Consider the following 21,059-nt stretch of genomic DNA (forward strand, 5'->3'; position numbering starts at 1 on the left):
TGCCTCGTTCGTGTCGACCGATGCGGAAATCGACCTCATCCCAGCGCGCCGGGCGGCGGTTTGGCGGAACCTCCGCCCCAGGCAGAGTTATCCCTCACGAGGAGGTCTGAGCTGGAGCGCTCCTTCTCCTCCTCGTCCTGCGCTTCCGCTTCGGCTTTGGCCTCGGCTTCGGCCCGCCGCTCGGCTTCGGCCCGCTCCTGCTCCCTCATCGCCGCCAACTCCTCCGGGGTGAAGTCCGGTCCGCCGCAGCGCGGGGGCTGCTGCTCCTCCACCGCGACCCGCTCGCCACCACCCAGGCTCGCGCGCCGCCAGGCCGCGTAGCCCGAACCGTCCGAGGATTCGGCCTCCCACGGGGCGGTGTCCCGCATCGAGTAGTCCGAAGTGGACTGCTCGCGCTCCCGATCGGCACCTCCGGCCACCGGGAACGGAACCAGCCAGGGCAGGCCGCCAGTGCTGTCCCACGCTCCGGTGTCCTTGTCCACGTCCTCGTGGCGCACGACCGGGACGTGGTCCTCCGGCAGATCCGGCCGGTCGCCCTCGGCGAAGACGGGTTCGACCTCCTGAGCAGTGGTGTCGGCCGGGGCGGGGCCGCCGACCTCGTCCGCGGGTGCGTGATCGCTCGGCGGCCACCCGCCTGCTCCGGACGAGTCCACGGGTCGCTCGCGGTCCCGGTTCGGGCCGGGACCGCCGAGCGGTGGCACCACGAGGGGAACCACCGGCATACCACCTGCGACCTGACCGGATTCGCCCACCGGAGCGGGCGCGGCGGTCCGCTCCCGCGGCTCGGATGGCACCTCGGTGTGCGGAGCTTCCAGACCGGGGCCGTCCTGGATCGCGGCGACCGGGACTTCCGGATCACCGGCGACCGAACCCGCGCTCTCCCACGGCTCGCTCCCGGCATCGAGCAACCCGGAAGCCTCGGAACGCTCGTTGCCGCCACCGCCACTGGCGCCCGGCGGCATCATCGGCGGCATCATCGGCATTCCACCGCGCACCGGTTCCCCGGGCGACTGCTGCTCGCCCGCATCCGGCACGTCGACCGGCGAAGCCTCCCCGACCGAGGGTGCCTCGACCGGCGAAGCGCCGAACGGAGCCTCCGGATCGCCCACGGGCGGACCCGAGCCCGCCCACGGCTCACTCCCGGCATCGAGCAGACCGGAAGCATCCGAACGCTCACCACCACCGTTTCCACCACCGCCACCGGCGCCCGGCGGCATCATCGGCGGCATCATCGGCATCCCACCGCGCTGGTCCTGCCCAGGCGTCTGCTGCTGGCCCTCACCGGGCGACCAGCTCTCCGACGGGACACTTCCGGGTTGGTCGCCGACCGGCGGTGCCTCGACCGGCGGTGCGCCGAACGGAGCCTCCGGATCGCCCACGGGCGGACCCGAGCCCGCCCACGGCTCACTCCCGGCATCGAGCAGACCGGAAGCATCCGAACGCTCACCACCACCGTTTCCACCACCGCCACCGGCGCCCGGCGGCATCATCGGCGGCATCATCGGCATCCCACCGCGCTGGTCCTGCCCAGGCGTCTGCTGCTGGCCCTCACCGGGCGACCAGCTCTCGGACGGCGGAGTCCCAGGCGGTTGACCCATTGGAGGCCCATCGCCGACCGGGGGCGGGCCGCCGACCTCAGGTGGACTGCCGACCGGGGGCGTGCCGCCGACCGAAGGCGGACCTCCCACCGAAGGCGTGTCGCCGGCAGGCGGCGGAATCGCGCCGGGACCGCCCCCAGTATTCCCGGGCCGGGGCGAGGTTCGTTGGGGGAGCGACCGCCCGGAAGGTTGCCGACCGGAGGGTTTCCGACCGGCGGAATCCGCACCGGCGGCGGGTTTCCGACTGGCGGGTTGCCGACCGGCGGAATCCGCACCGGCGGCGGGTTTCCGACTGGCGGGTTGCCGACCGGCGGATTTCCCGCGGGCGGGTTTCCTCCCTGCGGAGTCCCCACTGGAGGCGGTGTGCCCACCGGCGGCGGCGGAATCGCGCTCTTCACGGGTGGCTGCTCGGGACCGCCCCCGGGCGGCGGTGTGCCTCCAGGGCCGCCCACCGGCGGCGGTGTACCTCCGGGACCGCCCACCGGCGGCGGATCACCCACCGGCGGGGGCGTGCCTTCGGGACCGCCCACCGGTGGCGGTTCCGGAGGCGGCTCGACCGGCGGGGGCTCGTTCGGGGGCGGCTCGACCGGCGGCGGGTCCGGCGGGGGCTCGTTCGGGGGCGGCTCGGGCGGGGGCTCGACCGGCGGCGGCTCGGGCGGCGGATCGACCGGCGGCGGATCCGGCGGCGGGGAAGCCGGTCCCTCGCCCTTGACCGGGTCCGGGGTGACGACGTCGTCCTTGCGCCATTCGTAGTTGGACGAGACCTGCACGATGACCTGGCGCATGGACTCGGTCATGGCTTTGACGACTTCCTCGTCCTTGCTCACCATGACCTTGTTGTCTTCCATTTTCGGGGCGACACCGCGCTGCAACGCCAGATCGGCGTAGTAGCGGTCGTAGTAGTCGACGGTCTGCCCGCCCCAAGCGAGGTAGTTGCCGTTCATCCGCAGCGTGTCGGAGATCGACCCACCTGCCTCGCTCTCCAACGCACCGTCGCTGAGCAGCCTGGCGTGCGCGTCGATGTTGTTGGCGAACGTCTCCATCTTCGCCAGGAAGGCTTGCGCGGCAGGCCCTTTCCAGATGCCGTCCGGACCCGCCGTGGCACGGGCCTGATCGCGGAGGTTCGTGGCGACGGACTCCATGGTCTGCCGGGCGAAGTCGAAGTTGTTGGCGGCCTGCTGCAAGGTCACCGGGTCGACCAGTCCTCGCAGCCGGTCGTCCTGGCCCCCGATCACGGCGGCGCCACCGGTCAACGCGGCCTTGATCCGCTTCCAGTCCCACTCGTTGAAGTTGTCGTCCCCTTCAGCGGTACCGGCGGAATCGGCGAATACGGAATGCTTGTCGTCATCATCCGTAGTGGTGTTGCTGCTGTTGTCGTCGTACTTTTTCTGGTGCGAACCCACGCCTGCTCCTACCGCCTCTGAACCGCTGATGACATGAGATCACCCGGTTCGGGAAGATCTCGAATTGGCCGCCCCCAAGGGGGTACGCGGACCGCTCCCTCTCGCACCTCACACCACTACGGCGTGCCCGACTCGCGCTACTTGCCGGACTCCGTTTCACCGATGTAGGAGTACGCCTTCGCCATGATGGCGTCGAAATCGCTGCCGGCCACCTTGTTCAGGTCTTCGGCTTCGGCGTATTCCTTCAACACCCGCGCTAGGTCTTCCTCTAAGAAGTCGAATCCCCTTTCCGTGTTGTGCAGGAAGTCGTAGATGGCGGTCTTGAGCCCTGCGGAACCGTTCTCCCCGGAGGATCCCATGACCCGGTCGCGAAGCCGGTACGCGTTGGCGAAAGCTCCCGGCAGGATTTCCACGTCGCTGACGTAGTCCTTCGCCGGGGTGATCATGGCTTTCAGCTTCAACATGTTCTGCGCGAAGGTCTTGAGCGCCTCGGTGCTCACGACGACCTCGTCGCCTTCCTTGCCCTCGTTGTCGTACTTCGGGACCTTCGGCGGGTCTTCCACCCCCGGCGGCGTCTCGTCGTCACCCAGCCCCCAATCGAGCTGGTCGACGTAGTCGGTGTCCTCGTTCGGACCTTCCCCTTCCCCATCCGGTTTGGGGAGGTCCTCGGCATTGCCGTTCTCACCGAACCGCGGGTCGTCCTTGTACTCCTCCTTCAGGTCGAGGTACTTCTCCCAGCTGTCGTCGGTCTCCCCCGGACTGCTGATCTGCCCGAGCGCGGCGGCGCTGCCACGTGCCTGGATGAGATCTCGCTCATCCTCGGTCATGTACCCCTCTTCGACGAATGCGTCGATCTTGTTCCAGTCGGCGTAGTCGGTGTCCTTCCACGCGTCGCTGTCCCGCCAGTAGTCGATCCCTTGCTTATCGCTCATGACAACCTCTCCAAGCTCGTTCTCCGGGTGTGGCCTCGATGGCCACGGCGGTGGCCGTCAGGAAAGCCGGGGTCACCTCCCCGACGGCCGAGCCGCATCGCGATCGCGGAATCGCTCAACCCCGGGTCTGGTCCCAGATCTGCCGAGCGCGCTGCTCGGTCGTGCCGTAGTTGTCAGAGATGTTGAGCAGGGTCTGACGCCCCGCCTGCAGGTACTGCGGCATCAGATTGGCCTGCTGGTTCCAAGCCGCCTTGGCCTCCCAGTAGGCGTTCTGCGCATCACCGGTCCATTCCGAAAGGCTGGACTCGACGGCCCGCTCCATTTCGGCCAGCGCCGATCGAACCTTGTTGTTGACCGCGTCCATGTCGTAGAGAGTCGCGTCCGCGACACTGAAGTTGAAACGATAATCAGACATCTGCACTCCTCATCAATCCGCAAGCGAGCGGACTCGATAAATGGGGAAACCGACGGGCTCGCTCAGACTCCCGGCAACGGGAGCGCGGAGCTGAAGGAACCGGCCTGGCTGGTCGCGTCGTCCTCTGCCGCCACGTAGTCCTTGGAGTTGATACCCATGACCTCCATCATGCCGATCAGCTTGTTGATCACGATGCTGAACGACTTCTCCCAGTTGTCCATCGCCTGGTTGAAGTTCCTGGAGGCGTCGCCGTGCCAACTCGTCTGCAGGGTCGCCATCATGGTGTTGACGGACTGCATGTCCCTGGTGAAATCGCTGGCGGTGTCGCTGAACTTCTGACCCGCGGACTGCATGCCCGGAGTCGCGGTCTGCACCTGCTGTGCCATTCGAAAGCTCCTCTCGCTGTGCTCGCCGCGTACCGCACCGGAGAACCGGCGCGCGTGCGCGGGCACCCGCAATACTCGTCGTCGAATTCGAATCTGGGAGCCGACGTGCGCAACCCCTACCCGAACGCGGGCAACGTTGCCTACTCGGGCACATCCCTCCTCGCACCGCATTCGGCGGCGGACTTCGCGATATAAGAGATACCGATGGCGGACGTCGAGTTCGGAACCCGCGGACCGAGGAGGGATGACGACGTATGGCGCTCGGAGCTGGCCGGGACGCGGTGCGAGCCCGAACCGAGGACAAGGTCGTGTCGCTGGTGAACGCCGAGCGCACCAAGCGAGGACTGAACCGGCTGGTGGGCGACGAGCGGCTGCGCCGCTCGGCGCGATGGCACAGCGCCGACATGGCGCAGCGGGATTTCTTCGCACACCAAGGGTTTCGCGGTCCGTCGCCGTTCGAGCGGATGCTGACCGAGGGTTTCGAGGACCCCGCCGGGGAGAACATCGCCGTCGGCCAGGAAACCCCGGCCAGCGTGGTGCGCGCCTGGATGCAGAGCATCCCGCACCGGGAGAACATCCTCAACGGCGAATTCCGGGCGATCGGCGTCGGACTGCACATCGGCCGCGGAATTCCCTGGTGGACGCAGAACTTCGGCTACTGAGCCGCGCCGAGCGCGAGTCCGCTCACCGTTGCACCGCGGCCCGCTTTCGCAGGTGATCGGCGATCGCGTGCGCGTACTCGCACACGAGGTGGTGCCGCCGGCCGTAGAGGTTCCAGTTCCGGTTCACGTCGCGCAGCGCACCTGAACCCGATTCCTCTTGCTCCAGGGCGAGGTCACCGGCGTTCCGGGCGTCCAGCACGGATCGATGGGCGAGCCGCACGGGGCGGGCGGAGTTCGCATCGCCGGTCAGCGCGAGCAACCGTTCCAGATCATCTCGGCCCAGCAGCCGAGGCAGCGAGTCGTTGATCCAGTTCTCACCCCAGCACCGGATCCGGGCCTGCTGGACCAGCCGCGCCGGGGCGATGCTCCCGTGCCACGTCCGGTACGGACTGGTGGCGGCCACCCTCCACAGCTCGGCATCCGGTTCACCGGCGGCGGATTCCAACGCGAGCTGCGCGGTGTCGACCCACCACCCCACCGAGCCGACGTAGCGCGAAAACCACATCTCGCGAACGCCTTCGGCCCTGAACCACCGATCGCGCCGCGCGTCGGCCAGTGGCGCCACGCCCAACCCGTTCGGCTCCTCGTTCCCAGGCTCCGGTGGTACCGCGCGGACCGACTCGATCCACTTCGCCCGCACCATCGCCACCGCCGCCGCCTGCTCCGACATGATCGCCAGCAGCGCGTCGGCACGTCGCGCGGCCGAACCACCGCCGACGGGGACGGACCGCGCCACTTCATCGGTGATCGCACAAGGGGGCATCGAACTCGCCCTCACCGTGTCCGGTCGCGGTTCCGCGCCGAAGCCGCTCGTGCGCCGGCCCCGGCGTTCGCCCGGAGCGATCCCACGAGGCGGCCCGGGCATTCGTCCGAGGCGGACCAAGGCATCATCAACATCCTGGACAACCGGGGCAGCACCCGGGCGAGACTTCGCGCAGCGCCGTCGTGACTGCGCCTGGCCCGGGTCAGCACACCGGAAGCAGGGCGCGGTCGAGAGGTCGCGGAAGTGCGCTCGTTCGCTGAAAACGCAGTTGAGGAAGGCTTTGTCCGAGTTCGCTTCGGGGCCGCCGCGGCGAGCTTTCACCGGCGCGGGAACGTCCTCGCCCGGGCCGTACTCCTTCCCGAGCGCAGGGACCTTCCAATCATTGTTGTCGACGAAGTGGTCGGAATACGGCAGGAAACTGTTCGCCATTCTCACTTCTTTCGATCGTCCGCCACACCGGACCGTCCGCGCGAGCCGGGATCACGTCCCGAGCGAACTCACTCCGATCAAAGTACCCGCACTCGCCACCGATCTGGCGCCGGACATGACGGGATAGCGCGTCCAGGAATCAGAATTGCCCGGAGAGGCACCATCGAACCGGGATAGTTCACCGATCCACCAATCGGCGAACAGGCGCACGAATCACGCCCTAGCTCCGGACGACCAGCCGGACACGAGACGCGCAGGGCATCAAAACCCGCTCTGCGCAGCACGAACGTGTGCGCATTGCTTCGCTCGGCGATCACCCCGCGGCGTCGGGCGAACCGCGTGGAAACGGCCACCTGGCCGCCCGGCCGACACCGCGAACGACGTACAAATCCGCTACCGCCACAGGCGTCGCGTGACCTTATCCGGCCATGGCCGGCCACCGAGGGAATGTGGCGAATAATGGCCAGGACACACCACTCGCAGGCCGACCGGCGTTTCGCGCGGACGTCACCGCACCTGGCCGAATTGTCATCCCCCGCTCGGCGGCGAACATCCGAACCGCCCCCGGCCCCAGGCTCGACACCGCGCGGAACGGCGACGCCCTCGCCCGGTCGCTCGACCCGAAGTGGAAGAAATGAGCTCGAAATCAAGAAGCAGGTTCATGAGATGACCCCGCTGAATCGCGCCCGGCACGACCCCGCACGCGCACCCGGACCACGAATCCTGGTTCTGGAGGACGATCCCGCGATATCCCAGCTGATCGCCGAGCACCTGCACCGGGCCGGCTACACCGCGGTCGTCGCGTCCGACGGCCTGCTCGGTCTGGAGCTGGCACACGAGCTGAGCCCCGAGTTCATCGTGCTGGACGTGACGTCGCCCGGCCTGGACGGCATCCGGTTCTGCGCGAAGCTGCGCACCAGGAGCCGAGTACCGGTGATCATGCTGACCTCGTTGGACGCCGATGAGGATCGGCTGCGCGGGCTGGAGGCAGGCGCGGACGACTACCTCACCAAACCGTTCGACCAGCGAGAGCTGGTGATGCGAGTCCAGTCGGTGCTCCACAGGACGCGGACCAGGCCGTTCCGCGACGTCCGGCGCGCAGGAGACCTCGTGGTGGATCGATCCGCGCGAGTCGTCAACAAGGCTCGACGGCGGCTGGCGTTGACCAACCGGGAGTTCGCACTGCTGGTGTTCTTCATGGACAACCCCGGCCGGGCGTTCCGGCGCGATGAGCTGATGCGCGAGGTGTGGCGTCGCGACTCCGGCGACGCGTCGACCGTGACCGTCCATGTACGACGGTTGCGGGAGAAGGTCGAGCTCGACCCGTCACGTCCGGAGATCCTGGTGACCGTGTGGGGCGTGGGCTACCGGTTCGACCCGCCCCGCGCCCCGGACGAGCTCGGCTGAGGAGGCTCGGGCGAGCCCGGCCGGCGGGACCTCGGCGGCGTCGCCGCTGACCGGTGCGCGGCACGAAGTGCTCGAACGTTCCGCGACCTCACGAACGTCCGGTGCGGGGAGTTCCTAGCCGCCGAGGGCCTTGCCCGCGCCGGATCGCCGGGTCGCCCAGGCGGACGCGGAACTCCGGCTGCCGGTGACACCGCCGGATCCGGGCCGCGGCGCGTTCGCCACCGACACCAGCTCCACGCGGGACCGGCAGCCCGTCTTGGCGAACAGCCTGGTCAACTGGCTCTCCACGGTCTTCTCCCGCAGCCCCAGCTTCGATCCGATCTGCCGGTTGGTGAGCCCCGAACCGACCAGGCCGACGAGCCGAGAGTCCGCGGCGGACCAGGACTGCGCCCGCGCGGCGGATCGCAGCGAGCCGGCGGAGCCCACCGACGACAGCGGCTGCGCGGCCACCCGCGCGCCCACCACCTCCGGTGCTGCCAGGCGCCGCACCACGTCGCGCTCCTGGCGCGCGACGGCCGCCGCCAGCGCCGGACAGGCGCAGCGCAACCGGCCTTCTTCGTCCCCCACCAGCAGTCCCTTCTCGACCAGCCGGTCCACCGCCCGTTCGCAACCGGCCACGTCTTCGCGCAGGACGTCGGCCACCAGCGGCAGATCGTCGAGGTCGAGCGCTCCGAACGCGGCCGCCGCGATGAGCAGTCGCGGCGCGAGCGGGCCGAGCCGACGGGCGCGCAGCACCAGGGCGTGGTCTGCAGGAAGCGCGATGTCCGCCTCCGGAACGGTCAAGCGGTGGTCGGTGATCCGACTGTGCTCCCGCAGATCCCGCACGGTCGCCAGCACGGCGCCCGGATTGCCGTAGAACGGCCCCAGTGCGGCGCGCAGCGCCTCGTGGACGCTCTCGTCCAGATCACCGCCCGCGATCGTCGCGACGTCCTCGTTCCGCAACGGTTCCAGGTCCAGCACTTTGTCGGCCAGCTCCAGCAGTTCACGAGCGCCAGCGGAGGACTCGGCACCGGTGCGCAGGGAAGCGACGACCAGATTGCCCGGACGGCGGGCGGCGAGCAGCAGGGGAACGGGATCCGTGATCTCCAGGACGTCGTCGACGAGCACCGCCCTCGGCCCGGTACTCCCGATACGGCCGAACACCCGGTTCAACTCGGCGACGGCGGTGACGAACCGCGCTCCCGGCTCTTCCGGCTCGTGCTCGTGCAGGCGGGTCAACGCACTGATGCAGTCGATCAGCTCGGGCCCCCCGGACCGGTCGAAGTCCGCACGGAGCGCTTCGACCACCGCGTCGATCCCGTAGCGCTCACGACCCGCACGCACCTGGGTCACCCGCACACCTCGGGACAGCCAGCGCCGGGCAGCGGCCTCCAACAGCCGGGTCCTGCCGATGCCCTGCTCTCCGCGGACGACGATCAACCGACCGCGTTCCGCACCGGACCGCAGCGCGGCCCGCAGTTCCGCCAGCGCCTCGTCCCGCCCCGTGATCGACACCCGTTCCCGCGCCATGACCGCCGTCCTCCTGCACCACGTCGTCGCGCCGCTTTCGGCGCATTTGCCAACGGAGCGCACGCTATCGCCGGTCTCACCTGAACAGCAGGAATCCAAGAAGCACGAATGACACATTTCAGAACGGTGTAACAATTTTCATTCAGCCAATATTCGAGCAAGAAGTGTTTAAGACTCTTGTCATCGCACGAATGCAGCCGGTCTCGGAACCGCTGGCAATACTGGGGTTGTGCTCATCACTCACCCCACACACCGGTCGGCCGGCCTGGAGAACTCGACACTTCCTGACGCGGCCGCCCCGCACCCCCCTCTGCGGGGCATCACTGCCCGAGAACCCTCGACGGGTGCCCGTTCAGCCGTCCACGGCGAGGTCGTCGACCGAGTCGTCGACATCTGCCTGCACCGCCCGGACGTCCCGCTCGTCGTGCTCACCGGCCCCGCAGGGATCGGCCGCAGCACGGTCCTCGCACGAGCACGTCAACGGCTCACCGACGAGCGCGCGTCCGCGGTGACCGTTCCGATGCCGCGCAGGGAGAACGACACTGCGCACCTCGCCGCCCGCATCGCCGACGAACTCGGTGCGCCACCCTCGCGCGGCGACAACGGCTCGGCCGCGTTCCGGCGGCTGCTGACCGCCTTGGCCGGACGGCGCGACCGGCTCGTGGTCTTCCTGGACGACGCGCACCGGATCAACGCGGAACCCGTCGACTCCGTGATCTCCTTCCTCCGGGCGCTGGCGGGCACCCGGATCACCGTGGTCTGCGCCGCACGCACCGGCGCCCACGACCGGGCGAGCCTCGATCCGCTGCGAGAAAGCGGGCTGGTTCACGAGGAACGGCTCCGCCCGCTGGGCGAATCCGAGGTGGAACAGCTCCTCTCGGGCCTCCTCAACGCCGTACCCGCACCCGGCGTCGCCGCCGCGATCCGGAACTCCTGCCGCGGGCTCCCCTCCGTCGTGCACGCCGCGGTCGAGGGTTACCTGGCGTCCGACGGCGTGCGGGTGGTCGACCACCGGGCGCATCTGGTCGGGAACCGGTCTCCTCGCCTGCCTAGCACCCATCCCCTCTTCGCGGACCTGTGCGAGCCGGAATCACCGGCCTGGTCCGTTCTCAAGTCGCTGGCGGTACTGCACCCGCTGGGCGAAGCCGCCCTGTCGTTGATCGCCGGCTTAGTCGGCCGCGGCGAGGACGAGGTCGTCGAAACCCTGCGGGCGCTGGCCGAAAGGGACGTGCTGCTGCCCGGCCCGCGTCCGAATTCCTGGCGCTTCCGCGTGCCGATGCTCGCCACCGTGCTCGCTTCCTGCCTGGGCCCCTTCGAACGGCGCAGGGCAGCGCTGCTCGCCGTGAACGCCATCTGGAACGACGGCGCGTCCTGCGCGGATCCTGATTACCTGCCCGAGCGGCTGGTGGACGCGGGCAGGCTGGTGGACCCGGAACGCGCCGCGGCGCAGTTGCTGGCGCACAGCGCCTCGGGCGCGAACGACGACCGGGAGGCTCGATCGCTGCTGGCGGCGACCAAGCTGATCACCGATCCCACCCGCCGGGCCGCGGCGCTGCACCGGCAGGCCGTGTCGTGCGCGGTGCAGCAGCGGTTCAGGTCGGCCGCAGAGGCGGCCGACCTCGCTCTGCGCACGCTGCCGGACGCGCTCTCGGCCGATTCCGCGCAGCAGCTGCACCTCAGCTACGTGGCCGGTTTGGCCTCCCACGGCGACGCGACCGCGTTGGACGAGTTCGTCCTGGACGGCTGGCGATCGCTTCCCGGTGGTGAAGCGGCCCGGACCGTGACCCGAGCCGTCGCGCTCGGCCTGCTCAACCGATGGCGAGAAGCGCACGAGCAGCTCAACGCCGAACCCGGGCGGTGGCAGTCAGCCGGCCCTGCCACGGCCGCGTGCGGCCGGGCCATCGCTCAGGTGACCGCGTCGTTGCTGGGGCTGCCGTCCCGCCAGCACCAGGCCGAGGTCGACGCGAGCGGTGTCGCTGGTCAGGTATCGCGGTTGCTGGCAGACGCGCTCCACTTGCGCGGCGGGGTGCAACGCGGTGGGGCCGGGGCGCACGAGGGGTGGGATGAGGCCCTCGACATCGCGCGGTCCACGATCGCTGCGGCGACGATCCACGGCCAGGCTCCAGGGCGGACACCGATGTACCGCGAGATGGCGACGATCCTGACCGCCCGGGGCCTGCTGAACAGGGCGCGTGCCGTGCTCGACGAAGCCCGCTCGCAGCACCTGCTGCTGCCGCACCTGCTGGCGGTGCCCGCCGCGGACCTGGCGCACACGCTCGGCGCCCACGACCGCTCGCGAACGATCATCGAGCAGGGGCTCGCTCGCGCCGCCGCCGACGGGCTCGTCATCGGCACCGACGAACTGTGGTTGCGGCTGGCCGCATGGGAGTCGCGGCACGGGAACCCGATGGCAGGGCGGGAATGCGCGGCGCGAATCGAGCGGATCGCCGAGCGCGCGGGAACGACCGCCGCGCGACGCAACCACCTCCTCGCGCGAGTGATCGTCGAGCGCGACCCGGCTGCCGCGAGCGAGGTGATCGGACTCTCCCGTGCCGGCGGCCGACCGGTCGAGCTGGCCCGCATTGCTCTGGTCGTGGGCGAGAGCGGGCTCGGGGACCCGAACCTCCTGCGGGAGGCTTACCGGACGTTCGGCGAGCTCGACGCCCTGATTCCGCGAGCGCGGCTGCGTCTGCTGATGCGCGCGCGCACCATCGCGGTCTCCGGCCGGAGTGCGACCCTCGCCGAGAACGAGCGGTTGCTCGCGACCCTCATCACGGACGGGCTGAGCAACCAGCAGGTCGCCGTCGTCCTCGGAACCAGTGCGAAGAGCGTGGAGGGACGGCTGACCCGCTTCTTCCAACGTGCCGGTTACCAGTCGCGCGCCGAACTGGCGACCGCGACGTTGCGCGGCGGCACGTCCGTGTCCGCTTGACGACCCGGCGCGGCGGCGGCGCGGATTTCGTTCGCGCGGATGGCCGAAACCGGCCACGGCCCCGACGAGATCACCGAGCGGTTCACGTCGCCGGCCGTGGCTGGCGGTGGCGATCGGCCCATCCCCGCGCGGCACCGGATTCGGAGTGCCGCGAGGGGATCCGGCTCCACCGCATGCCCATCCGCACCTCGTGTGCTGCTAGATGATTCCGGTTCGCATCGCGTATGCGACCAGCTGCGGACGATTGCGCAGGTTGAAGCGGCTCGTCATGGCGTAGATGACGTTCTTCACGGTGCGTTCCGAGTAGCACATCCGAGTCGCGATCTCCTCGGTGTCGCACCCTTCGGCCAGCAACCGGATCACGTCGACCTCTCGGCTGGTCAGGCCGGAAGTGTTCAGGCCACGCGGGGTCAGCACCTCTTCTTGCAGATTCTGCACCTGGCGCAGCAGATCACCGAGCAGGTTCGGCGGCAGCAGGCCGCCACCTCCGGCCACGACGTCGATCGTGCTGATCAGCCGCTCCTCGGTGGCCGCGCTGCGGTGCAGCACCGCGACCACGCGGCACTCGACCGCGCCCAGCAGCCGGGTTCGGTCGAGCTCGTTGGTCACCAGCACCATCGGTGCCGAGCACTGGGCGGCTGCCCGGCGCATGCTGACCATGACTTCCGAGGTGACCCGGTCGGCCGCGACCACCAGGACATCCACGTCCGCGGGTAGCTCGCCCGCGGCGACGAACACGTCCAGGCGTCCCATCAACGCCTGGGTCAAACCGTTCAGCGTGAGGGGATCGGCCGCCCATGCCGCTACCCGCACGCGCTTCACGGGCGCTTGCTCGTCGTGCAGAGCCGACGACGGTTCTGTTGATTCGGACTGGGAAGTCATCCGCGATCATCCTCCGAACACGCGATGCGAACAGTTCGGTTGCGCAGCCCCTCCGAATCACACCTCTTGAGGGAAATCAGCGGCAACGCGCGACCACCACAAGTGTGGGCAGTCGACGCCGACCATCCCGGATTCATTCCGGTGAACGGGGATTCCCCCCACTTTAAACCGGCTCCCGCGCCCGAGCACCTGCGCACCTGCTCGAACCGGTCGACGAGAGCGTGCGAATCCTCGCCCGCCGACGCGCCGGGACCGAGGAATCATCGCCGGCATGGCTGTGCCGTTGCCGCATGGTTCACGGCAACGGCACATTCCGGCCATGGACCGGCGTGGGATCAGAACGGGTAGAAGCTCGGCCCGTCGACCGTGGCGATGTTCAAGCCCGCGCGACCGTCGTAGATGGTGGAGCCGATCACGGCGCCGCCGCTCTGGCGGATATCAACTCGCTCCGGCTTGTTGCCGCCGAACTCGACATCCGTGCACTTACCACTGGGGACGACGACAGTGGCCATGCCACCGCGATCCGGGAACACCGCGTAGGAACCGTAGGAACCCTTCGAGCACAACGTCAAGACGCCCGGAGTGGCGGCCTGCGCGGTCCCCGCCGTCGCCATGGCGAACGCGGCACCCACTGCTGCCGTCAGCGCCATTCCACGCCCCATCCGGCGCCGTGCGACCTGCTTCATCGGATTTTCCTTTCTGCTGATTTCCCTTGCCCACACGAAGTAAATCAGATGGAACGACAATCGGAGCGCCAGCACTTCGAACCGATCACATACGAGAAAGAACCTTGCCCGATCGCGCATTCCAATATCACGACGGCGACGGCAGAAGCCATTTCATCGATCTTAAATCAGTGTTTCCGGTTTCGGCGTACTCGCACGCCGGGAAACACTGCGCGAGAACAGTCGCAAGATGCGCGGACCGTTTCCACGATGCCGCCTGCAGGGTTGCGGCAGCAGCCGTCCCCGTCGAAGATCCGGACTCTTGCGGTGTCCGCGAGCGTCCGGCACGTTCGCCCGCCTACCGGGCTCGGACCCGCCCGGAACAGCACGTGATCACCGAGGTGCGCTCTCCTCGAACGGCCAGGACCACGGCAACGGATTCACCGCATCCCACCAGTCGCCGCAGGAGGGTCGAACCGGTACCCGACACCCCACACGGTGATCAGGAGCTCGGGCCGCGACGGTTCATCCTCGATTTTCTCCCGCAGCCTCCGCACGTGGACGGTCACGGTGGACGGGTCACCGAAGTCCTGCGCCCAGACCTCCCGCATCAACTCCTCCCGCCGGACGACTCGTCCGGGATTGGCCAGCAGGAACAGCAGCAGCTCGAACTCCTTGTTCCGCAGGCTCAACAACCGCCCGCCCTTGGTGACCGTCCGCGCCGACGGATGCACCACAAGATCACCGGCGCTCAGCGCGGCGGAAGGCTGCGGAACGGTCGTACGCCGGAGCACCGCCCGGACGCGCAACACCAGTTCGCGCGGACTGAACGGTTTGGTCAGGTAATCGTCCACACCGGCGTCGAACCTGCGAAACCGATCGTCCTCCTGTTCCCACGAGGTCAACATGATCACGGGCACCTGGCTGCGGACGCGCAGTTCCCGGCAGAATCCGATGCCGTCGTCTCCCCGGAGCACCAGGTCGAGCACGACCAGGTCCGGCATCAGCTGCCTGGCGAGTTCCAACCCCGTGGCATCGTCCATGACGACGACCGGGAGGAAACCCGCCTGCTGGAGCGAACTGGTGATCACGTGGGCCGCAGCGGAGTCGCTCGCGATGACCAGGATCCGGTGTTGCGCCGCGGAAGGGCGGGTGCCTCCCGCCGGATCCGCCTGCGTCGTCCGCTCGGAGGTCTGCCGCGGCGAGTCGGCGAACCCCGCGGCAGGTCTCCCAGCGGCCGAGTCCGACTGGAGAGGCATTCGCCCCAGCGCTACCTGTCGTACGTCGGCGATTCGAATCGTTCGCACGTGATCACTCCGCATCCACCGCGACCACCGCGGCATCGAGTCCGGAACAGCCCCGCGCCACTTCCCCGCTCCGTGCGCCCGCACGCCTCCGGGGCCCACGCGATCCGGGCCCGGCGAGCCGGCTTCCTCCGGCCGGTTCCTGCTGCTCAACGTCTCCGGTGCCGTCGCTGCGACGACGACAACGGGCTGACGCGGTCATCCGCATCCTGATTCCTCCTCGGCCGACGATGTCGAATCAGTCCGGGACGAGCCGACAAGACGACTGGCGGTGCCCCGAAGGGGAGCTGTCCCCCTCTTGATCGGATCGGCCTGCTGAAAGAAGAACCCATGCCGCAACGGCACACTCAACACCGGATGTGACGTGATGGACGCCACGGCCAGCGGTGGTCCGTGGAAGTACCCCGGCTGATCAGGGTTGTGGGCCATCCACTCGGCGACCGAACATGCCGTTGCGGCCGGATTCCCACCGGCCGCCTACGCCGCCCGCCCGCTTGGGCGGCCTCATCGACCCAGGATCTACGGACGCCAGCAGGATCCGTTTCGCGGCCTGTCCCGAAAGGGAGCGAGGACTCGGCAGCAGCGCCAGAACCACACCCGCGACAACACGTTCAGGTCGTGACGACGGAACCCCGCCCGCGCAAACCGATGAACGGATCCTCCCGCCAGCACCCCAGCAGCACTTCACGACCACAAAGGACAGACAGCCGAAGTCACCGAAAATGCCGAAAGAGGCCCACCGGTCGACGGCGCGCGGGTGACGACGCTGATCGACAATTCCAGCCATGCCCTGCTGCCGGACGGACATCTCGTGAGGCGGTGGGGCCGGGGCGGGAGCCGGGGCGAGGGCCGACACCGAACTCCTGAAAACTCGCACCTAGCGCACATTCGGCCCGCTGCGCGGTCTTACCCGAGTCCGGGCACGCACGTCTCGGAATCGGACCAGGAACCATGGAGAGCTGCTGCGGAAGCACGGCGCCGACCTATCACCGGCCGACGCCAGCAGCACGATTCGCCCCCCTCGGGCCCTAAGCTCGGAAGGCGACGTAGGGGCTGCCCGCCTCTTCTGCTGCGGCGCTCTCGACGAGCATCTGCCCCGTCGAGTTCACGGCTTCCGGCACGGTCCAGTCGCCACGGGCCACAACTCGGCCGGTGCGGAGATCGATGTGGACGGTGCCGAGGTCGTCGGTGCCGTACCCGATGCCGCGGGAAGTGTTCGCCAGGCTCAATCCGGACTGGTGCGCGGGCTGCTGCCACAGCTGTGCACCGGTTCGCCGGTCAATGGCGGTGATGCGGCCGTTCTCGCCCGGACTCTCGGCGACGATCACGCCTTCCGCCTCGTCGACGTGGGTGGTGACTTCGCGTCGGTCACCGAGATCAGCCACTTGTCGTCCGGTCCGCAGATCATGGAGCGAACTCCCCAGCATCCGGCTATCACCACTGCTCCAGTCGAGCGCTACGACGTCCGCATCCGAGGCCCCCGTCGCGGATGAGAACGCAGGTGCGACACGCCGATCACCGGCCTTCGACACCACGGATGCCGGTGCCGCGAGGTCTCGGGCGTTCCACAACGGTTTTCGGTCACCGCTGTCCACGGCTTCGAGCACCCCGCGCCTTTCGATCAGCACGGTCCCGTCGTGTTCGTAGTGCGGCACCACGTCGCGGCCTTCCCGGGCGACGACCCGGCCGTCCTGCGAAGACAGCACCATCCGCTCACCTCGAGACTCACCGAAGGTCAGCCCCGGCCCGCGGAGGGATCCGGATACCTCGACCGGACCCCACGCCCGCCGGCCGGTGTGCACGTCGAAAGCGCTCGCCGTGGTCCTGGTTGCGAGCTTTCCTCCGCTGGCGTCCGCGTCGCTGAACAGTACGACGGCGAGCGAGCGGTCGCCGCTGCGAGTGACCCCGAACCCGGCGCAGGCGGGGTTGGTCCGCACTTTCCATCGGGTCGTCCCGTTGCCATCCACCCCCGCGACGGTCAGGTCCGGTTCGGACGGAGTCGGGTTCACCAGACCGATGAACATGTCACCGGCCGAGTACGGCGAACTCGAGAACGGGGCCGTCCACAACGGCTGCGCGGGCGGACCGTCCAACGGCCCTGGTGGCACCGGGCTCGGCGGCTCGTCCAGCAGAGGATGCGCCTCTGGGCCCGCCAGCGGAGGTGCCTGGGCCGGCGGGGTCCCGCAGCCCGCCGTGAGCGCGAGGAGCAGAACGCCGGTTGCGGCGCTGCGGGTGGGGCGCGGTCCGCTCGAATTCCGCTTGCCTGCCCGGAACGGGCCGAGAGGCCACATATCCCCTCTTCCTACGAGAACCATCTACTATGCAGCATAGTAGATATTCTTCCGGGCCCCGTCCGACCTGCCCCCGCAATCCTTCCGCCTCCGGCTTGGAGATCGTGGATGAGCATCGTCGGTGCCGTGGGCGCTCTCGGCGCCCTCCGAGGGGCGTTCGCGCGCCCGGCGACGCCCTCGGGCCCACCCGACAAGGGCGTCGGCGGACGGTTGTGCGCAACGCCCCAGCGGGACGTCTTAGACTGGACCGCCGCAGGAGGTGCGATGCTGGGACTCGGTGAGCTGGAACTCAAGGTGATGAACACCCTGTGGGCGGCCGATGAACAGCTCCGCGTGCGCGACGTGCTCGCACGGCTCTCGGCCGAGCGGACCTTCGCCTACACCACGATCATGACGGTCCTCGACCACCTGCACGACAAGGGTTGGGTGCAGCGCACCCGGGTCGGGCGCGCCTTCAGCTACTGGCCCGTGCGCTCGCGAGAGGAAGCGGGTGCCCACGTGCTCCGCGAGGTGCTCGACTCCTCCGGTGACGCCGAGTCCGTCCTGCTGCACTTCGCCGCCTCCGTCTCCGAGCGCGAGTCGGAACTGCTGCGGCGAGCCCTCAAGAACGGACGCGGAACACCATGACGATGGCCCTCGGGCTACTCACCGGCGCGGTCCTGATCGGCGCTTTCAGCCCGACCTACCTGCGCGGCCTGATCCACCCTCGGGTGCGCCCCGGCATTGCGCTGGCGGGGTGGGTCGCGTCCCCGCTGGTGGCGATCGGCGCGGCGGTCGCCGGGGCGACGCTGCTGCTGATCCCGGACAGCGGATCCGTCGACGGTGTTCTCGGCATGGCTCGCAGCTGCGTCAACGTGGTGCACGGCCACGCGTGGGCCTGGGAGTACGTGATCCGGCTCGGCGGTGCCGCGCTCGTGGCAGCCGGAGTACTGCGCGTGCTGGTCGTGACCGTCGGACTCGTCCAGCAGGACGCCGTGCTGCGGCGGCGCCACCTGAGCGCAGTGCGATTGCTCTCGTGCGAGGACCCCGACTCCGCTGTGCTGTGGCTGGACCAAGCCACGCCGGTGGCCTACAGCGTCGGCGGCCGACGCGGCACGATCGTGGCGACCACCGGAGTGCGGCACCTCGAGGCCGAGACCCGGGACGCGGTCCTTGCACACGAGCGGGCGCACCTGTCCGGACGGCACCACGCGCTGGTCCTGGTCGTCACCGCGCTCGCCAAGGCGTTGCCGTTCGTACCGCTGTTCCACGCGGCCCCTCCGGCGGTGCGCGTGCTCGTCGAACTCGCCGCGGACGCGGGAGCCGCCCGGCGCTGCGGCGCGAGATCGGTGCGCGCCGCGCTGCACGCGGTGACCGGCGACACGACACCGGCGACGTCGCTGGCGATGTCGCGGGAGTCGGTGCAGCTGCGGTTGCAGTGGCTGCGGGCGGCGACCCCGGCCAACCGGCACCGGGTGTGCTGCGTGGCCGCCGTGGCCGCCTCGACCTCTCCCGCCCTCATCGCCATAGGCGCTGTGGCGTGCCTGGTGCTGTTGTACTGCTCCGGCGCCCGGGGCTTCTGACCGCGCTGGCGGGACGAACGACCGCGAGCACGGGCGACGATCGCGCGGACGATTGAACGGCCCCCATGCCCCGACCCGGCCTTCGGCAGCAGCGGACACCGCTCGCCCACACCGAACGTCGTGCGGCGCCCCGTTCCTCGACACCCGGCCTATTTACTACGTTTCGTAGTAGATACGCTCGTGGCAGCCGAGCGAAGGAGAGTGGCGACCGGTGGGCGACACAGGCGCTAAGGGGAAATGGCTGAACGTGACCGCGGTGGCGCTCGCCGTCGCGGTCGTGTTCCTGCTGGGATACATGCTGGCCGGGCAGGTCGGGTCGAACCAGGCTGCTCCGCAGCAGACCGACGAGCAGCAGGAGAGCCCGCTGGCGAAACTGGCACGTCGCACCCCCGGTGATCCGGTGGCGCTCGGCAAGCCGGACGCACCGGTCGTCATGCTCAATTACTCGGACTACCGGTGCCCGTTCTGCGCGAAGTTCTCCCGCGACATCGAGCCCGAATTAATCAAGCGCTACGTCGATGCCGGCGTGCTGCGCCTCGAATGGCGGGATTACCCGATCTTCGGGGAGGAGTCGATCGAAGCCGCCAAGGCCGGGCGTGCGGCAGCAGCCCAAGGCAAGTTCTGGGAATACCTGGGCGCGGTCTACCAGGCGGCTCCGGAACGGGGACACGCGTCGCTGCCGCACGACCAGCTCATCGACTACGCCAAGCAGGTCGGGATCACCGACATCCCCGGATTCGAGGCGGCCATGAACGATCCCGCCACGCTCTCGGCCATCCAGGCAGACGCGACGGAAGGATCCCAAATCGGCGTGTCGAGCACTCCGACGTTCCTGGTCAACGGCGAGCCGATCCTCGGCGCCCAGCCGCTCGACCAGTTCATCGGCGCCGTCGAACAGGCGAAGGCGACCTCGGAGTGAGCGAGATCGGACTGCTCGGCGCGTTCCTCGGCGGACTGCTGACCCTGATCAGCCCGTGCTCGGCGATGCTGCTGCCGTCCTTCTTCGCCTACGCCTTCGACGGCCTCGGCAAGCTGGTCGCCCGGAGCGCGGTCTTCTACCTCGGACTCACCACCACCCTGGTCCCGCTCGGGGCCGCCGCAGGATTCTTCGGCGCGCTGCTTACCCAGCACCGCACGGCACTCACCGTGGCCAGCGGCGTGGTGCTGATCGCGCTCGGGCTGCTGCAGATCTCCGGCAAGGGCTTCGGATTCGCCGCGGCGCAACGCATGACCGGCCGGATCCGCATCTCCTCCGGACTGTCCGTGTACGCGCTCGGCACGGTCTACGGACTGGCCGGGTTCTGCGCCGGACCGCTGCTGGGCAGCGTGCTCACCGTCTCGGCCGCCGGAGGCGAGACGCTCTACGGCGCGATCCTGCTCGCCCTGTTCGCACTCGGCATGGCCTTCCCGCTGTTCCTGCTGGCACTGCTCTGGGAGCGACTCCGGCTCGGCGAGCGAGCGTGGTTGCGCGGGCGCGAAGTCACCATCGGCCGCATGCGCCTGCACACCACCAACATCATCTCCGGGCTCGTGTTCGCGACCATCGGCCTGATGTTCGTGCTCACCGAAGGCACCGCGAACCTCGGCGGACTGACCGATGTGGACACCCAATTCGCGGTGCAGGCGTGGTTGCAGCAGACCAGCAGCAGAATCTCGAACACCACCGTGCTGCTGGCGCTCGCCGTCGTCGCCCTCGCCGCGGTGCTGTGGAAGATCGCACGTATCCGCCGCTCGGAAGGCGACGTCTCCGACGCTGCGTCCGACGAGACCGCATTCGTCGCAGGCCAGCAGAACGACTGATCGAAGCCGGAGATGCAGGCCTGCGCGGCCTCCATTCCGGAGAAACCCGTGGAGCACCGGAACGCAGTCCGCACGGACGAGCAGCTACTCGGCAGGAAAGCCACCCGTGGTGCGACGCG

18 protein-coding genes and 1 pseudogene are annotated in these 21,059 nt (G+C 69.1%); 8 read left to right on the top strand and 11 right to left on the bottom strand.

Annotated features, from left to right (window positions below):
• Nucleotides 1-35 precede the first annotated feature (35 nt).
• The 5 genes from H1226_RS21455 to H1226_RS21475 form a co-directional block, all read right to left on the bottom strand.
• Nucleotides 36-1,109 (bottom strand): hypothetical protein, encoded by a 1,074-nt coding sequence (locus H1226_RS21455; RefSeq protein ID WP_258342257.1) that lies wholly within the window; start codon nt 1,107-1,109, stop codon nt 36-38.
• Between the two features lie 389 nt (nt 1,110-1,498).
• The gene (locus H1226_RS21460; protein WP_258342258.1) at nt 1,499-3,001 is read right to left on the bottom strand and encodes a WXG100 family type VII secretion target; all 1,503 of its coding nucleotides are present in this window, start codon (nt 2,999-3,001) and stop codon (nt 1,499-1,501) included.
• A 137-nt stretch (nt 3,002-3,138) separates the two neighbouring features.
• Complete coding sequence (locus H1226_RS21465) at nt 3,139-3,933, bottom strand: hypothetical protein (protein WP_258342259.1); 795 nt, start codon at nt 3,931-3,933, stop codon at nt 3,139-3,141.
• Between the two features lie 115 nt (nt 3,934-4,048).
• On the bottom strand, nt 4,049-4,348 hold the full coding sequence (locus H1226_RS21470; RefSeq protein WP_258342261.1) for a WXG100 family type VII secretion target: 300 nt from the start codon (nt 4,346-4,348) through the stop codon (nt 4,049-4,051).
• A 62-nt stretch (nt 4,349-4,410) separates the two neighbouring features.
• The gene (locus H1226_RS21475) at nt 4,411-4,734 is read right to left on the bottom strand and encodes a WXG100 family type VII secretion target (protein ID WP_258342263.1); all 324 of its coding nucleotides are present in this window, start codon (nt 4,732-4,734) and stop codon (nt 4,411-4,413) included.
• A gap of 317 nt (nt 4,735-5,051) precedes the next feature.
• Between H1226_RS21475 and H1226_RS21480 the strand changes: the two genes are divergently transcribed.
• Nucleotides 5,052-5,396 (top strand): CAP domain-containing protein, encoded by a 345-nt coding sequence (locus H1226_RS21480; RefSeq protein ID WP_258342264.1) that lies wholly within the window; start codon nt 5,052-5,054, stop codon nt 5,394-5,396.
• A gap of 22 nt (nt 5,397-5,418) precedes the next feature.
• Here the strand turns inward: H1226_RS21480 and H1226_RS21485 are convergent, their stop codons facing one another.
• Nucleotides 5,419-6,588 (bottom strand): hypothetical protein, encoded by a 1,170-nt coding sequence (locus tag H1226_RS21485; RefSeq protein WP_258342265.1) that lies wholly within the window; start codon nt 6,586-6,588, stop codon nt 5,419-5,421.
• 666 nt (nt 6,589-7,254) lie between these two features.
• Between H1226_RS21485 and H1226_RS21490 the strand changes: the two genes are divergently transcribed.
• Entirely contained in the window at nt 7,255-7,995 is a 741-nt protein-coding gene (locus H1226_RS21490) for a response regulator transcription factor (protein ID WP_258342266.1), read from the top strand.
• Between the two features lie 114 nt (nt 7,996-8,109).
• Here the strand turns inward: H1226_RS21490 and H1226_RS21495 are convergent, their stop codons facing one another.
• Entirely contained in the window at nt 8,110-9,504 is a 1,395-nt protein-coding gene (locus H1226_RS21495; RefSeq protein ID WP_258342267.1) for a helix-turn-helix transcriptional regulator, read from the bottom strand.
• 424 nt (nt 9,505-9,928) lie between these two features.
• Between H1226_RS21495 and H1226_RS28375 the strand changes: the two are divergent.
• Together H1226_RS28375 and H1226_RS21505 are read left to right on the top strand one after the other, a co-directional pair.
• Nucleotides 9,929-10,195: pseudogene (locus H1226_RS28375) on the top strand (ATP-binding protein); the annotation flags it as partial.
• Between the two features lie 264 nt (nt 10,196-10,459).
• Nucleotides 10,460-12,436: a LuxR C-terminal-related transcriptional regulator gene (locus tag H1226_RS21505; RefSeq protein ID WP_258342269.1), complete on the top strand. Its 1,977-nt coding sequence runs from the start codon at nt 10,460-10,462 to the stop codon at nt 12,434-12,436.
• A 198-nt stretch (nt 12,437-12,634) separates the two neighbouring features.
• Here H1226_RS21505 and H1226_RS21510 read toward each other — a convergent pair whose 3' ends face one another.
• The 4 genes from H1226_RS21510 to H1226_RS21525 all read right to left on the bottom strand — a co-directional run bounded on the left by H1226_RS21510 (nt 12,635) and on the right by H1226_RS21525 (nt 17,311).
• Nucleotides 12,635-13,318, bottom strand: coding sequence for a helix-turn-helix transcriptional regulator (locus tag H1226_RS21510; protein WP_258342270.1), 684 nt, complete (start codon nt 13,316-13,318; stop codon nt 12,635-12,637).
• Between the two features lie 335 nt (nt 13,319-13,653).
• Nucleotides 13,654-14,004 carry a hypothetical protein gene (locus H1226_RS21515; protein WP_258342271.1) on the bottom strand — a complete coding sequence of 117 codons (351 nt, stop codon included), beginning with the start codon at nt 14,002-14,004 and terminating at the stop codon, nt 13,654-13,656.
• A 419-nt stretch (nt 14,005-14,423) separates the two neighbouring features.
• A complete protein-coding gene (locus H1226_RS21520; RefSeq protein WP_258342272.1) occupies nt 14,424-15,305 on the bottom strand; it encodes a response regulator transcription factor in 882 nt (293 codons plus the stop codon).
• A gap of 1,010 nt (nt 15,306-16,315) precedes the next feature.
• Entirely contained in the window at nt 16,316-17,311 is a 996-nt protein-coding gene (locus H1226_RS21525; protein WP_258342273.1) for a PQQ-like beta-propeller repeat protein, read from the bottom strand.
• A 531-nt stretch (nt 17,312-17,842) separates the two neighbouring features.
• Here H1226_RS21525 and H1226_RS21530 point away from each other — a divergent pair.
• From H1226_RS21530 to H1226_RS21545, 4 genes are all read left to right on the top strand, one after another.
• A complete protein-coding gene (locus H1226_RS21530; protein ID WP_258342274.1) occupies nt 17,843-18,205 on the top strand; it encodes a BlaI/MecI/CopY family transcriptional regulator in 363 nt (120 codons plus the stop codon).
• Complete coding sequence (locus H1226_RS21535) at nt 18,202-19,140, top strand: M56 family metallopeptidase (protein WP_258342275.1); 939 nt, start codon at nt 18,202-18,204, stop codon at nt 19,138-19,140. Before H1226_RS21530 ends, H1226_RS21535 begins: the two co-directional genes overlap by 4 nt.
• Nucleotides 19,141-19,351: 211 nt before the next feature.
• The gene (locus H1226_RS21540) at nt 19,352-20,059 is read left to right on the top strand and encodes a DsbA family protein (protein WP_258342276.1); all 708 of its coding nucleotides are present in this window, start codon (nt 19,352-19,354) and stop codon (nt 20,057-20,059) included.
• Nucleotides 20,056-20,940: a cytochrome c biogenesis CcdA family protein gene (locus tag H1226_RS21545; protein WP_258342277.1), complete on the top strand. Its 885-nt coding sequence runs from the start codon at nt 20,056-20,058 to the stop codon at nt 20,938-20,940. Before H1226_RS21540 ends, H1226_RS21545 begins: the two co-directional genes overlap by 4 nt.
• Nucleotides 20,941-21,059 lie beyond the last annotated feature (119 nt).

This window comes from Saccharopolyspora gregorii, from assembly GCF_024734405.1.
GTDB lineage: Bacteria > Actinomycetota > Actinomycetes > Mycobacteriales > Pseudonocardiaceae > Saccharopolyspora_C > Saccharopolyspora_C gregorii.